Origin of the sequence: Exiguobacterium sp. R-39, assembly GCF_049942815.1 — a bacterium.
Classification (GTDB): domain Bacteria; phylum Bacillota; class Bacilli; order Exiguobacteriales; family Exiguobacteriaceae; genus Exiguobacterium_A.
The window spans coordinates 2,417,990-2,431,318 of record NZ_CP187965.1 but is presented as its reverse complement, the minus strand read 5'-3'; the positions used below and the strand labels follow the sequence as shown (position 1 = coordinate 2,431,318).

Genomic DNA, 13,329 nt, shown 5'->3' with positions numbered 1-13,329 from the left:
AATGCGTAAACCAATTATCGCAGGTAACTGGAAAATGAATCTTACCCTCAAGGATGCTGTGGCATTCGCTGAGGAAGTCAAAGGAACTGTACCCGCTTCTTCGAAAGTCGACGCGGCTGTCTGTGCACCGTCTGTATTCCTTGCACACTTGACAGAAGCGACAGCTGGAACGGACCTGAAAATCGGCGCTCAAAACATGTATGACCAAGAGAGCGGCGCATTCACAGGTGAAATCAGCCCAGTGATGCTCAAAGAACTTGGCGTAACATACGTCGTCCTCGGTCACTCAGAACGTCGTGAGTATTTCGGAGAAACAGATGCGTTCATCAACAGCAAAACGAAAAAAGCATTTGAGCATGGTATCGTGCCAATCGTTTGTGTCGGTGAAACACTCGAAGAACGCGAAGGCGGGAAATTCGAATCAGTCATCCGTGAACAAACAACGAACAGCTTGAAAGGCTTAACAGTCGATCAGGTTAAAAACCTTGTTGTCGCATATGAGCCTGTCTGGGCAATCGGAACAGGAAAATCAGCAACAGAACAAGATGCACAAGATTCTTGTAAATTCGTTCGCGATGTCATCGCAGCTGAATTCGGTACGGAAGCTGCAGAAGCAGTCCGCATCCAGTACGGCGGCAGTGTCAAACCGGACAACATCAAAGAATATATGGCTCAGCCTGACATCGACGGTGCTTTAGTTGGTGGCGCAAGTCTTGAGACAGGATCGTTCCTCAAACTGTTGGAGGCGATTTAAATGAAAAAACGTCCAGTCGCACTGATCATCCTTGATGGTTTCGGTATGCGTGACGAGGAGTTCGGAAATGCTGTCACGGCAGCAAACAAACCGAACTTCGACCGGTACTGGGAACAGTACCCGCATACGTTGTTGAATGCGCAAGGAGAATACGTCGGTTTGCCTGAAGGTCAAATGGGGAACTCAGAAGTGGGTCATTTGAACATCGGTGCAGGTCGCGTCGTCTACCAATCGCTATCCCGAATCAACAATGCCATTAAGGATCGCTCGTTCTTCTCGCGTCAAGCGATGAACGATGCGGCAGGTCACGTGAAAAAATACGGTTCAGCCCTTCATATCTTCGGTCTGGTCTCTGACGGTGGAATCCACAGTCACATCAACCACTTGTATGCCGTGCTTGAATTCGCAAAACTTCACGAAATCGAAAAAGTCTATCTCCATGCCTTCACGGATGGCCGCGATTGTGATCCGCAATCAGGAGCCGGTTTCCTCCGTGATGCCCAAGCGAAGATGGACGAGTTAAACGTCGGTCAATTCGCAAGTGTCTCTGGTCGTTATTATGCGATGGACCGCGACAACCGCTGGGAACGCGTCAAGAAAGTCTATGACGTCATCACGTTCGCAGACGGTCCGACAACAAAAGACCCAATCGCGATGGTCGAAGCTTCGTACAAAACAGACGTTACAGATGAGTTCATTGAACCAACGGTAGTCGTGCAGGAAGACGGTACTCCAGTAGCACCGATCCACGATAACGATGCGATCATGTTCTTCAACTATCGTCCGGACCGTGCGATTCAGCTCGCCAAGACGTATAAAGAAAAAACAGGCTTCAATGGTTTTGAATTGCCGGACAATGCGCCGAAGAACCTGCTGCTCGTCTCGATGACGAAGTACTCGGATGCGATTGATACGGACATCGTCTTCCCACCGGAAGACATCAAAAATACGCTCGGTGAAACGTTATCGAAACAAGGCCTTAAACAATTGCGGATTGCGGAAACTGAAAAGTACCCGCACGTCACGTTCTTCTTTAACGGTCAACGTGAAGAGCCGTACGAAGGAGAAAATCGGATTCTGATCCCGTCTCCAAAAGTCGCGACATACGACTTGAAACCGGAAATGAGTGTCTATGAAGTCACAGAAGCGCTCGTTGACGCAATCAACTCGGACGAACATGACGCAATTATCCTCAACTTCGCCAATCCCGATATGGTCGGTCACTCGGGTATGCTCGAGCCGACGAAGAAGGCGATCGAAGCGGTAGATAAATGTCTTGGACAAGTCGTTGATTTGATTCTCAGCAAGGGTGGCGCAGCCATCATCACAGCCGACCACGGGAATGCGGACAAAGTCCTCAATGCCGATGGTAGCAAGATGACGGCTCACACGACAGAACCTGTTCCATGTATCGTCACGGTCGAGGACGTCGAACTCCTTGAGCCATTGACTGGCGTATTGGCAGACTTGGCACCAACTGTTCTCGATTTACTCGGAGCAGATCAACCGGCAGAAATGACGGGGAAATCGATTGTATTAAAGAAATAATCCCGTCAATCGATCGACTTGTCACTGTCTCACCACAAACTAATCTTTCTCAAACAAAAAGGAGCGAATTTAAATGTCAATGATTACAGAGATTTATGCACGCGAGATTCTTGACTCACGCGGTAACCCAACAGTAGAAGTAGAAGTATATACAGAAGACGGCGGCTTTGGTCGCGCACTCGTCCCATCAGGCGCATCAACTGGTGAGCACGAAGCAGTTGAGCTTCGCGATGGCGACAAATCACGTTACCTCGGTAAAGGTGTCTTAAAAGCAGTTGACAACGTCAACGAAAAAATCGCACCTGAAATCATCGGTTACGATGTTTTCGACCAAGCAGGAATCGACAAAAAGATGATCGACCTCGACGGTACGAAAAACAAAGGGAACTTCGGCGCTAACGCAATCCTTGGTGTTTCTATGGCTGCTGCACGTGCTGCTGCAGATGAGCTTGGTCTTCCACTTTACACGTACCTCGGTGGATTCAACGCGAAAACATTGCCAACTCCAATGATGAACATCATCAACGGTGGATCACACGCTGACAACAACGTTGATTTCCAAGAGTTCATGATCATGCCTGTTGGAGCTCCAACATTCAAAGAAGCTCTTCGTATGGGTGCTGAAATCTTCCACGCGTTGAAATCAGTTCTTAGCGGAATGGGTCTTAACACAGCAGTCGGTGACGAGGGTGGATTCGCTCCAAACTTGAAATCAAACGAAGAAGCAATCACAGTTATTCTTGAAGCAATCGAAAAAGCTGGCTACAAAGCAGGCGAAGATGTTTACCTCGCTATGGACGTCGCTTCTTCTGAGTTCTACGATAAAGCAGCTGGAAAATACAACCTCGCTGGCGAAGGCAAAGTCCTTACAACAGAAGAGCTTGTTGAATTCTATGCACAACTCGTTGACAAATACCCAATCATCTCAATCGAAGATGGCTGTGACGAAAACGACTGGGATGGCCACAAACTTCTTACAGATCGTATCGGACACAAAGTCCAACTCGTTGGTGATGACTTGTTCGTAACAAACACAGAGAAACTCGCTGAAGGTATCGAAAAAGGCATCGCGAACTCGATCCTCATCAAAGTTAACCAAATCGGTACGTTGACTGAAACATTCGACGCAATCGAAATGGCGAAAAAAGCTGGTTACACAGCAGTTGTTTCTCACCGTTCTGGTGAAACAGAAGATTCAACAATCGCTGACATCGCTGTTGCGACAAACGCTGGTCAAATCAAAACTGGTTCACTTTCACGTACAGACCGTATCGCGAAATACAACCAACTTCTCCGCATCGAAGACATGCTTTCAGACGTTGCTGTCTACGACGGAATCAAATCATTCTACAACCTCAAGAAGTAATTCCAGGTTGATAATTTAACGTGTGTTGTACATTCACTGTACAGCCGAAACCTCCTATTCATGTGTGCGATCCGCACACGAATAGGAGGTTTTTTGTGTTCATGATTCATTGAGTAAAAGAAGTTGAATTCGATCTGACATCAGAAATGATTCAAAACAAATGGTTTTGCCATTGAGTACATACCAACGCCATTCAATTCCAAGGGGTAAAAAATCAAATTTATGAGACCTTTCTTTTACTACCTGGTCATTAAAATGTTATAGTTATAAATAAGTTTAAGCACAATCATTATAAGGCTTAAATACATTTGAACGGGTGAAGGTTCAAAAAACATCTAAAGGAGAAATGATCATGTTAAATTCAGATTTAGATATACGCTTAGAACCACGCATTAAAGAATTGTATCGCTTACATAAGGAGCGTTCAGCCAATATTGATTGGAGTTATCACGAATTCATTCCATGGGACAAGGCGATGTCGTTTAAACGCGTTCCTTGGGAGGAGAGTCAAGTCACGCTTCCGGAAGGTGTCATCGTTGCCGTGGAAACGGCATTACTGACAGAAGTGAACTTACCTTGGTATACGTCGCACTTGGATTACACGTTTAAAAACTCGATGGAAGTCATCAATGATTTCGTCCGTACGTGGACAGCGGAAGAAGACCAGCATTCGAGCTTACTGGAAACGTATTTACTCGTGACGCGAAACGTCAATCCGACACGGTTGCATCAGTTAAGAAGACGCGTCGTTGAAAGCGGCTGGTTCCCGGACTTCACGAATCCATTAGCGACTATGGCGTATACGTCGTTGCAAGAGCTTGCGACACTCGTTTTCTATAACAACGTAGCACGAGTGGCCGGTGCGCATGATAAAGACTTGGCGACACTGCTCCGCCGTTTGGCAAAAGACGAAGCTCTTCATTATGCGTTCTACCGTGACACGGTGAAAGCGCACCTTGAACTCGATCCGAACTTCATCGTGTTCTTTGAAGACGTCATCATCAATTTCTCAATGCCGGGTGCGATCATGCCGGACTTTACCGAGCGTATGAAGACGATTGCAATTGATACAAACTACGGACCACTCCAATACTTTGACCAAGTATTAGATGTCGTCGTAAAATACTGGGATATTGAGAACCTGCAACCTACAACCGAAGAAGCGAAACAGTCACAAGCGAACATCATGAAATATCACGGGCGTTTGAAACGGATCAAGGACCGTCAAGAAGCAAAAACGAAGATTGATGCATAAGGAAGGGAGCACTAAAAACATGACGTGCGAAATATGCGGAAAAGAGACGAAGAACCAAGTCAGTTATTTGGAACTGAACACATGGGAATTCAATTCTTTGAAGACAGAAGAAAAAGACTTTTACCCGATCTGCTACAGCTGCTTTGACAAGCATACGAACGAGTTCATTGATCAAGAAATGGATCTTGAATTGAGAAAAAAACGTTCGCAGATGGTGAATAAAGAAGTCGAAGCAGAAATCGAAGCGATTCTTGAAGTTGAAAATTAAGCATCGATGTATTATTTGAGTCGACAGCCTTCCGATTGCGGAGGGCTGTTTTTTTATATTGAGTATCAGGTGAAATTAGCTATTTTCTTTCTTTTCTGAGGTGAAATGGGATCGTATAGGTTTTTCAAGTATCACGCTTTTTTCACGCACTTTCCTCAGGCGAGACACAAACGGGTCTCGACAGCGCAAGCGGACTTGCGCTTTTTCCTGTAGGAGTCGCATGAAATGCTTGATACTCCTTACATAGAAAAGCAAAAAAAACGGGATTCGACGTCTTGTCGAATCCCGTGATCAGAAAATGAAAGCTGTATAAATCAGTCCTCGATAAACGTAACGAGGTAATGATGTGCCGAATAGAGCGGAGCACGCGTGACGAAAAACTCGGGTAAATCGGCATCGATATCGAGTTCACGTAATGTCTGTGGATCTAGACATTCCTGCACCAACCGTTTAATGTCACTGAGCAATTCGTCATGAAGATTTTCTTCCGCTGTAAAAGACCGTTTGGCCTCATCTTTTAATAATAATACGACGGGCGGAAGGCCTCGTAATAAGTCGACCTGTAGTGGTTCTTCGTTCCGTTGAAAAAAATCGTTTAAACAACTGACGACTTTCATCGAATGATCTTCTTTCATACGAACCCCCAACTTTCTAAAAGTACTGTTACTATCAAGCTATTCCCTAAAGTCAGATAGGATATGCAGATAAACTGGAATCAGGGCATTAAGGGAGCGGATAACCGGGTACAGAAAGAGGTAGGGGGGGATGGAGATGCTGTTTCGTTACTTGTTTTTGGGTCTGGACCCCACGATGGACGATATTCAGTTGCGCATCATCTATTTTACAGAACTGATCTTCTTTATCGGACTGTTTCAAATTACGAGCCGTTTCTCACGCCAAAGCATGATTCTCGGTACGCTCCTTGGAGTGACGGGTCTGATTGCTTTGTTGCCGGGAGCTATCTATATTCTTCGCTATAATCCGGAAGATGCCATCATTGATATTACATTTTTACTGATTTATTTGCTGGAGCCACTCGCGATTCTAGCATTTTTGATAGCATTGTTTCGCCGGTTTTATGAAAAGCGTCATCCGAATCATTCGAAAAAGTCCTGACAAACGTTCTGCTGCAACGTTTATCAGGACTTTTTTTGTTGCATTCCGAAAAAAATAAAATATATTTTCGTAAAAAGGATTGATGTGTAACCGGTTACACAATATGATACATATTGTAAGCGTTATCAAAAGAAAGAGGTGGCGAACATGTCGACCATCCGGGAAGTAGCGAAAGTGGCCAATGTATCCGTCGCGACGGTATCGCGTGTCATGAATGAAAAAGGATACGTCAGCGAAAAAGCAAGAACAGCCGTCCTGCAAGCGATTAAGCAGCTGGACTACCGACCAAACCGGGTCGCCCGGTCGTTGTTTCAAAAACGATCCGGATTGATCGGTTTGATCGTACCTGACATCACAAACCCGTTTTTTCCGCAACTGGCACGTGCTGTGGAAGATATGGCACATCAACACGGATTTCAGGTGATTTTGTGTAACACAGACGAACAGTTTCAGAAAGAACAAGAATATATTCAATCGCTCGAAGCGATGCATGTTGACGGATTGATCATCACAACTAACTATTCGAACAATCCGAACTACGAAAAACTTGAAGTACCGATCGTCGCCCTGGACCGTGTGTTACAGGGAGCGATTCCGACAGTGACCTCAAACGGGCATGACGGCGGGAAAAAAGCCGCCCAGTTTCTGCTTGATCACGGGGCAACCGAACTGGTCGTCATCAGCGGTCCTTCGAAATTACCAACGATCCGCAAGCGGCGTGACGGATTTGAAGAAATTGCCGGTAAACATCTGGTCGCAAGCATCGAGTCGCCGTTTCATTTCCAGGGGGCGCTCGGAGCAGCCAACTACTTATTTGACCATTACGACTGCAACGGAATTTTCGCAGCAAACGATGTCATCGCAGCGGCGACGATTCAGGTTGCAGCGGAGCGGGGAATCGCGATTCCGGAGCAGTTGCAAATCATCGGCTATGACGGAATTGAACTCGGTCAGATGATTTCGCCGCCACTGACGACCATTGCCCAACCGATTTATCAGATGGGCGAACTGGCAGCGAAGCTGTTGATTCAACGGATTGAAGGAAATGAGATTGCAGCCGTCCATCACGAATTGATGGTCGAAGTCATTGAACGGGAAACAACGAAGCGGAAGGATGAACAGTTATGAAACAAATCAGTGTAGTCGGAAGTATCTCGATGGACTTAGTCGTCGAAAGCGATCGTCGTCCCTCAGCAGGCGAAACGGTCATCGGATCCGCTTTCCATACGGTACCGGGAGGCAAGGGGGCGAACCAGGCAGTTGCGATTGCCCGCCTCGGCGGTCACGTCGAAATGGTCGGCTGTGTCGGCGACGATGCGAACGGCGTGGCGATTCGTCAGAACTTCGAGACAGAGCACGTCGGGACGACCCATCTGCAGACGATTGCGGATGAACGGACCGGAACGGCCCACATCACGCTCGCAGAAGGTGACAACTCGATTGTCGTCGTCCAGTCGGCGAACTTAGCGGTCGTCTATGACGAGAATCAACTCGACAGCCTGCTTGGTCAGGCAGACATGATTTTGTTACAGCTCGAAATTCCGCTCGCGACCGTCAAACAGGTGGCGCGTTACGGCAAGACACACGGCATTCCCGTCGTCTTGAATCCGGCGCCAGCCATCGTGCTTGATGACGAGTTACTTGCAGACGTGACGTATTTGACACCAAATGAACATGAATGCGGTTTGATCTTCGGACAACAGCAACCGCTCGAACATTGGTTGACGCAATACCCGAATAAATTGATCGTGACGGAAGGCAGCCGGGGTGCCCGCTTTTATGACGGGGAGGCGATCGTGACGGTCCCTGCGATCAAGACGGACGTCGTTGATACGACAGGTGCCGGTGATACGTTCAACGGTGCACTCGCGGTCAGCCTGACCGACGGTGCAACCTTAACGGAAGCGATTCGCTTTGCCAATAAAGCAGCCGGTATGTCCGTCCGCGCGCTTGGCGCACAAGGCGGGATGCCGACACGTGAACAGATGGAGGTTGAAGCATGAAACGACACGGTATTTTAAACAGTCAGATCAGTAAAGTCTTAGCCGATCTTGGTCATACCGATACAATCGTCATTGCCGACTGCGGTCTGCCGATTCCGGCCGGTGTAGCACGGATTGATTTGGCACTTGAACTCGGAACGCCATCGTTCGTCGATGTTGTTCGGATCGTTGCCGACGATATGGCCGTCGAACAGGTGACACTGGCGACAGAAATCAAAGAAGCTAATTCGGTTGCACTCGAGGCCGTAACGAAACTCGACGTACCGCAAGACTATGTATCGCACGAAGCATTCAAGGAATTGACGAAGCAGGCGAAAGTCATCATCCGGACGGGTGAAGCGACACCGTATGCGAACGTCATCTTACACGCCGGCGTCATTTTTTAAGGGGAGGAAGTACGATGCAAATTGAGATGACAGGTATCACAAAAGCGTTTGGTCCCGTTCCCGTCTTGAAGGGAGTCGACTTCACTCTCGCGACCGGTGAGATTCATGCCTTGATGGGAGAGAACGGTGCCGGAAAATCGACACTTATGAAAATTTTGACCGGTGTTCATAAAGCCGATCAAGGAACGATTCTCGTCGACGGCGTCGAACAGCAGTATAAAAATCCAAAACTGGCGGAAGAAGCGGGAATTGCCTTCATCCACCAGGAACTGAATATCTTACCGGACTTAACGGTCACTGAAAATCTGTTTCTCGGACGGGAACTGAAATCCCGATTTGGTGTCCTGAAACAGGCGGAAATGAAACGGCTCGCTGAACGCGAACTGGCAGAATTAAATGTCTTCATGGACGTGAATCAGCTCGCCCGGACGTTATCGGTCGGACAACAGCAGATGATTGAAATCGCCAAAGCCTTGATGACGGACGCGAAGGTCATCATCATGGATGAGCCGACGGCCGCTTTGACAGAGCGTGAAATCCGCGCCTTGTTCAGTGTCGCGACGGCATTGCGGGGTCAAGGAGTCTCGATCGTCTATATCTCACACCGGATGGAAGAAATCTTCGAACTGTGTGACCGGATCACGGTGTTACGGGACGGTGTCTCTGTCTCGACCCACCGGATTGCCGACACCTCATTTGAACAGATCGTCCGCGAAATGGTCGGACGCGAGATGGGCGAACGCTATCCGGAGCGGCAAGTGACACTCGGTCAGACGGTCCTCGAAGTCACAGGCGCAACCGGCAAACGGTTTGAAGACGTGTCATTTTCAGTCCGGGCCGGTGAAATCGTCGGTTTTTCCGGCTTGATGGGCGCAGGACGGACAGAAGTCATGCGCGGCTTGTTCGGGGTCGACCGGATGAAAGCAGGGACGATCAGCTTAAACGGCAACGTCGTCAAAATCAAATCACCGCACGATGCGATCAAACAGGGACTCGGCTTCTTGACGGAAGACCGAAAAGGCGAAGGATTGTTCCTCGATTTTTCACTCCGGGAAAACATCTCCTTGCCGACAATCCGGTCGTTATCGAAGTCCGGTGTCATCTCCGATCAATCGGAGCGGCAGTTCGCGGAAGGGTATCTGAAGTCGTTATCTGTCCGGCACAGCTCGATGGATCAACCGGCAAAATCCTTGTCCGGTGGAAACCAGCAAAAGGTCGTCCTCGCGAAATGGCTCGGAACAAAACCGGATGTCCTGATTCTTGACGAACCGACACGCGGTGTCGACGTCGGGGCGAAAAAAGAGATTTATATGATTATGAACGAACTGGCCGCATCGGGCGTTGCAATCATCATGATCAGTTCGGATCTGCCGGAAATCCTCGGCATGAGCGACCGCGTCTATGTAATGCGTGAAGGGCAAGTGAGCGGCATGCTCAATCAAGAAGAGGCAACGCAAGAGAGTATCATGACGCTTGCGACAGGAGGACAATGACATGGAATTGATGCAAGGGAAACTGACAGAAAAGAAACCGAGACGACTCGGGATTGGTCAAAAGCTCGGTCCGCTCGCCGGACTGTTCGCTATCATTCTCGTCGTTTCGATCATGGAACCGGACTTTTTAACGCTTAATAACTTATTTAACATCTTACGCCAAGTTTCGATCAATGCCTTGATTGCTTTCGGGATGACGTTCGTCATCTTAACGGGCGGAATCGACTTATCGGTCGGTTCGATCCTCGCCTTGTCATCCGCGTTCGTCGCCGGTCTGATGACCGACGGAACGTCCGCGATTCTCGCCGTGCTTGCCGGTTTGATCGTCGGCGCGATCATGGGGGCTTTAAACGGAATGGTCATCTCACTCGGGAAAGTCGCACCATTCATCGCGACACTCGCGACGATGACGATCTTCCGTGGTCTGACACTCGTCTATACGGACGGGAAGCCGATTACGGGACTTAGCCAGGGTGGCTGGTTCGAATTATTCGGCCGCGGCTACATTTGGATCTTCCCGGTTCCGGTCGTCACGATGTTGATTGCCTTTGGCGTTCTGTACTTCATCCTGAAGAAAACGACGTTCGGGCGTTACACGTATGCGATCGGCGGTAACGAAGAAGCTGCAAAACTGATGGGGATTCAAGTCAACAAAGTAAAGATTTTGATCTACTCGCTGTCTGGTTTAATGGCAGCACTTGCTGGAATCATCTTGACGTCGCGTCTAAACTCGGCGCAACCGACAGCCGGAACATCGTACGAACTCGATGCGATCGCAGCGGTCGTCCTTGGTGGAACAAGCTTATCCGGCGGACGCGGTTGGATCGTCGGGACGTTGATCGGTGCCTTGATTATCGGGACACTCAACAACGGACTGAACCTGCTTGGTGTCTCGTCCTTCTTCCAGCTTGTCGTCAAAGGGCTCGTCATCCTGTTCGCGGTACTCGCGGACCGGAAACAAACTACGTGATTTACCATCCAAAAGGAGGATATTGATATGAAAAAACTACTCGCACTCGTCATGATGGCTTTAATGGTGTTCGCAGCGGCTTGTTCGACGGAACAACCGGGCAGTGACACGGAAAAAGAGAAGAAAACAAAAGATTTCAAGATTGGTCTGTCGATTTCGACGCTCAATAACCCGTTCTTTGTTTCACTTAAAGAAGGGGCAGAAAAAGAAGCAAAAGCACAAGGCGCAACATTACAAGTCGCGGATGCACAAGATGATGCGGCCAAACAAGCAAGCGACATCGAAGACATGATTCAAAAGAAAGTCGATCTTATCTTGATCAACCCAACCGATTCAGCAGCAGTCGGTGCAGCTGTTCAAACAGCAAACGATGCTGACATCCCAGTCATCACAGTTGACCGCAATGCAGAAGCCGGCGACGTCATCGCGCACATCGCGTCGGATAACGTCGCAGGTGGGAAACAAGCGGGTGAGTACATGATCGAACTCGTTGGTGACAAAGCGAAAGTCGTTGAACTCGAAGGAATCCCGGGCGCATCTGCAACACGCGACCGTGGCGAAGGCTTCCATGCGGCAGTCGACAGCAAGCTTGACGTCGTTGCGAAACAATCCGCAAACTTTGACCGGGCAAAAGGTCTGTCGGTCATGGAAAACATTCTGCAAAACAACAAAGACATCAAAGCGGTTTTCGCACACAACGATGAAATGGCCCTTGGTGCCGTCGAAGCGTTGAAAGCAGCGGGCATGGAAGATGTCAAAGTCATCGGGTTTGACGCAACAGACGATGCGGTCAAAGCAGTCGAAGATGGTAAAATGGCAGGAACCGTTGCTCAAAAACCGGCAGAAATCGGTAAAACGGGGATCGACACAGCGATCAAACACCTTAAAGGGGAAACAGTCGAGAAGAACATTCCAGTCGAACTCGATCTCATCAAACAATAATTTTCCTCACCAGCCGGGCTGATTTTGTCAGCCGGCTGGTGTTTTTTGGAGGTAAGATGAACTTCGCGAATCTATACCTTGTTCCCGTAGTTGTTTTTCTCTATAATGAAAGAAGCGTATATTACTGAAGGAGGATCATCGATGATCATTCATAACGTGGCTCTTGTCGGCCTCATCGTCGTTTCCGTTCTTCTCATCATCGTCGTTCTCTTGATGTCAGGCCGTACGGCTGGACTCGGAGCATTGACAGGTGGAGCAGAACAATTATTTGGTCGCCAAAAAGCCCGTGGCTTGGATGCGGTCCTAAATCGTGTAGCGTCTATTTTAGGGGCATTATTCTTTATCTTGGCGTTACTCGTCGCTTTTTATAAGTGAGTACTGAAACGACAGCCGTCCGATTGCGCTGTCGTTTTTTCGTATTTCTCGATTTCTAAATTTTCATTTTGGGGTATAGAGTTAGAGGGGGAATCATTTTATGAAAATCACATTACCAAAACCATTCTTTTTTGAAGGCGGCAACCGGGCCGTTCTGTTGTTGCACGGCTTCACTGGCTCAAGCGCCGATGTCCGGATGCTCGGACGTTACCTGCAAAAACATGGTTATACATCACTGGCACCACAATATAAAGGGCACGCTGCCCCACCCGAAGAGCTGACGAAGACTGGGCCAGCCGACTGGTGGCAGGATGTCCTCGACGGTTACGAAGAGTTAAAAGCGAAAGGATACGACGAGATTGCGGTCTGCGGACTGTCGCTCGGCGGTGTCATGTCGCTTCGACTTTCGATGCATCGTCCGGTCAAAGCGGTCATTCCGATGTGTGCACCGGCTTACATCAAAAGTGAAGACGTCATGTATGCAGGAGTCACGGAGTATGCCAGAGAATTTAAGAAGCGAGAAGGAAAATCGGTCGAGGAAATCGAACAGGAGATGGCTGTGTTCGAACCGATGCCGACCTTAAAGGATCTGCAAGCCTTGCTGAAAGAGACACGCGATTCACTCGAAGATGTCTATGCACCGACACTCGTCATCCAAGCCCGCAATGATCATATGATCAACACCGATTCAGCCAATATCATCCATGATGGTGTCAGTGCCTTACAAAAAGATCTGATCTGGTATGAGAACTCAGGTCATGTCATTACGCTCGACAAAGAAAAAGAAACGCTCCACCAAGACATCCATGAATTTTTGGACGGCTTGAACTGGAGCCATTAACTGGAGGTGTCA

At 48.4% G+C, this 13,329-nt stretch carries 15 protein-coding genes; 14 read left to right on the top strand and 1 reads right to left on the bottom strand.

Features of this window, described 5'->3' with window-relative positions; translation table 11 throughout:
- The first annotated feature begins 1 nt into the window (after position 1).
- The 5 genes from tpiA to ACP26N_RS12770 all read left to right on the top strand — a co-directional run bounded on the left by tpiA (position 2) and on the right by ACP26N_RS12770 (position 5,191).
- Positions 2-754 carry a triose-phosphate isomerase gene (gene tpiA, locus ACP26N_RS12790; RefSeq protein WP_026827585.1) on the top strand — a complete coding sequence of 251 codons (753 nt, stop codon included), beginning with the start codon at positions 2-4 and terminating at the stop codon, positions 752-754.
- Positions 755-2,302, top strand: coding sequence for a 2,3-bisphosphoglycerate-independent phosphoglycerate mutase (gene gpmI, locus ACP26N_RS12785; RefSeq protein WP_188004666.1), 1,548 nt, complete (start codon positions 755-757; stop codon positions 2,300-2,302).
- Positions 2,303-2,375: 73 nt separating this feature from the next.
- A complete protein-coding gene (gene eno / locus ACP26N_RS12780; protein ID WP_114595125.1) occupies positions 2,376-3,668 on the top strand; it encodes a phosphopyruvate hydratase in 1,293 nt (430 codons plus the stop codon).
- Positions 3,669-4,020: 352 nt separating this feature from the next.
- Positions 4,021-4,923, top strand: a complete 903-nt coding sequence (locus ACP26N_RS12775) for an acyl-ACP desaturase (RefSeq protein ID WP_188004659.1) — start codon at positions 4,021-4,023, stop codon at positions 4,921-4,923.
- Positions 4,924-4,942: 19 nt separating this feature from the next.
- Entirely contained in the window at positions 4,943-5,191 is a 249-nt protein-coding gene (locus ACP26N_RS12770; RefSeq protein ID WP_214765746.1) for a hypothetical protein, read from the top strand.
- A gap of 314 nt (positions 5,192-5,505) precedes the next feature.
- On the opposite strand, the gene ACP26N_RS12765 is transcribed toward ACP26N_RS12770, so the two are convergent.
- Positions 5,506-5,826: a hypothetical protein gene (locus ACP26N_RS12765; protein ID WP_131972318.1), complete on the bottom strand. Its 321-nt coding sequence runs from the start codon at positions 5,824-5,826 to the stop codon at positions 5,506-5,508.
- Between the two features lie 136 nt (positions 5,827-5,962).
- Between ACP26N_RS12765 and ACP26N_RS12760 the strand changes: the two genes are divergently transcribed.
- The 9 genes from ACP26N_RS12760 to ACP26N_RS12720 all read left to right on the top strand — a co-directional run bounded on the left by ACP26N_RS12760 (position 5,963) and on the right by ACP26N_RS12720 (position 13,317).
- On the top strand, positions 5,963-6,307 hold the full coding sequence (locus tag ACP26N_RS12760; RefSeq protein ID WP_188004658.1) for a hypothetical protein: 345 nt from the start codon (positions 5,963-5,965) through the stop codon (positions 6,305-6,307).
- Positions 6,308-6,454: 147 nt separating this feature from the next.
- A complete protein-coding gene (locus tag ACP26N_RS12755; protein ID WP_188004657.1) occupies positions 6,455-7,435 on the top strand; it encodes a LacI family DNA-binding transcriptional regulator in 981 nt (326 codons plus the stop codon).
- Complete coding sequence (rbsK, locus tag ACP26N_RS12750; RefSeq protein WP_188004656.1) at positions 7,432-8,310, top strand: ribokinase; 879 nt, start codon at positions 7,432-7,434, stop codon at positions 8,308-8,310. Before ACP26N_RS12755 ends, rbsK begins: the two co-directional genes overlap by 4 nt.
- Positions 8,307-8,696 carry a D-ribose pyranase gene (gene rbsD, locus ACP26N_RS12745; RefSeq protein ID WP_131502180.1) on the top strand — a complete coding sequence of 130 codons (390 nt, stop codon included), beginning with the start codon at positions 8,307-8,309 and terminating at the stop codon, positions 8,694-8,696. Before rbsK ends, rbsD begins: the two co-directional genes overlap by 4 nt.
- A 14-nt stretch (positions 8,697-8,710) precedes the next feature.
- Positions 8,711-10,189 (top strand): sugar ABC transporter ATP-binding protein, encoded by a 1,479-nt coding sequence (locus tag ACP26N_RS12740; protein WP_426353989.1) that lies wholly within the window; start codon positions 8,711-8,713, stop codon positions 10,187-10,189.
- 1 nt (position 10,190) lies between these two features.
- Complete coding sequence (locus tag ACP26N_RS12735; protein WP_114595133.1) at positions 10,191-11,159, top strand: ABC transporter permease subunit; 969 nt, start codon at positions 10,191-10,193, stop codon at positions 11,157-11,159.
- A gap of 27 nt (positions 11,160-11,186) precedes the next feature.
- Positions 11,187-12,101: a ribose ABC transporter substrate-binding protein RbsB gene (gene rbsB / locus ACP26N_RS12730; RefSeq protein ID WP_026827595.1), complete on the top strand. Its 915-nt coding sequence runs from the start codon at positions 11,187-11,189 to the stop codon at positions 12,099-12,101.
- A 141-nt stretch (positions 12,102-12,242) separates the two neighbouring features.
- Positions 12,243-12,476 carry a preprotein translocase subunit SecG gene (gene secG, locus ACP26N_RS12725; protein WP_012371248.1) on the top strand — a complete coding sequence of 78 codons (234 nt, stop codon included), beginning with the start codon at positions 12,243-12,245 and terminating at the stop codon, positions 12,474-12,476.
- A gap of 100 nt (positions 12,477-12,576) precedes the next feature.
- Positions 12,577-13,317 carry an alpha/beta hydrolase gene (locus tag ACP26N_RS12720; RefSeq protein WP_028105784.1) on the top strand — a complete coding sequence of 247 codons (741 nt, stop codon included), beginning with the start codon at positions 12,577-12,579 and terminating at the stop codon, positions 13,315-13,317.
- The last annotated feature ends 12 nt before the right edge of the window (positions 13,318-13,329 follow it).

What these genes read in the sequence shown, in the direction of transcription:
- rbsK (WP_188004656.1), top strand. Translation starts at nt 7,432, where the DNA reads ATGAAACAAATCAGTGTAGTCGGAAGTATCTCGATGGACTTAGTCGTC.
- gpmI (WP_188004666.1), top strand. Translation starts at nt 755, where the DNA reads ATGAAAAAACGTCCAGTCGCACTGATCATCCTTGATGGTTTCGGTATG.
- ACP26N_RS12755 (WP_188004657.1), top strand. Translation starts at nt 6,455, where the DNA reads ATGTCGACCATCCGGGAAGTAGCGAAAGTGGCCAATGTATCCGTCGCG.
- secG (WP_012371248.1), top strand. Translation starts at nt 12,243, where the DNA reads ATGATCATTCATAACGTGGCTCTTGTCGGCCTCATCGTCGTTTCCGTT.
- ACP26N_RS12735 (WP_114595133.1), top strand. Translation starts at nt 10,191, where the DNA reads ATGGAATTGATGCAAGGGAAACTGACAGAAAAGAAACCGAGACGACTC.
- ACP26N_RS12765 (WP_131972318.1), bottom strand. Translation starts at nt 5,826, where the DNA reads ATGAAAGAAGATCATTCGATGAAAGTCGTCAGTTGTTTAAACGATTTT.
- eno (WP_114595125.1), top strand. Translation starts at nt 2,376, where the DNA reads ATGTCAATGATTACAGAGATTTATGCACGCGAGATTCTTGACTCACGC.
- rbsB (WP_026827595.1), top strand. Translation starts at nt 11,187, where the DNA reads ATGAAAAAACTACTCGCACTCGTCATGATGGCTTTAATGGTGTTCGCA.
- ACP26N_RS12760 (WP_188004658.1), top strand. Translation starts at nt 5,963, where the DNA reads ATGCTGTTTCGTTACTTGTTTTTGGGTCTGGACCCCACGATGGACGAT.
- tpiA (WP_026827585.1), top strand. Translation starts at nt 2, where the DNA reads ATGCGTAAACCAATTATCGCAGGTAACTGGAAAATGAATCTTACCCTC.
- rbsD (WP_131502180.1), top strand. Translation starts at nt 8,307, where the DNA reads ATGAAACGACACGGTATTTTAAACAGTCAGATCAGTAAAGTCTTAGCC.
- ACP26N_RS12775 (WP_188004659.1), top strand. Translation starts at nt 4,021, where the DNA reads ATGTTAAATTCAGATTTAGATATACGCTTAGAACCACGCATTAAAGAA.
- ACP26N_RS12740 (WP_426353989.1), top strand. Translation starts at nt 8,711, where the DNA reads ATGCAAATTGAGATGACAGGTATCACAAAAGCGTTTGGTCCCGTTCCC.
- ACP26N_RS12770 (WP_214765746.1), top strand. Translation starts at nt 4,943, where the DNA reads ATGACGTGCGAAATATGCGGAAAAGAGACGAAGAACCAAGTCAGTTAT.
- ACP26N_RS12720 (WP_028105784.1), top strand. Translation starts at nt 12,577, where the DNA reads ATGAAAATCACATTACCAAAACCATTCTTTTTTGAAGGCGGCAACCGG.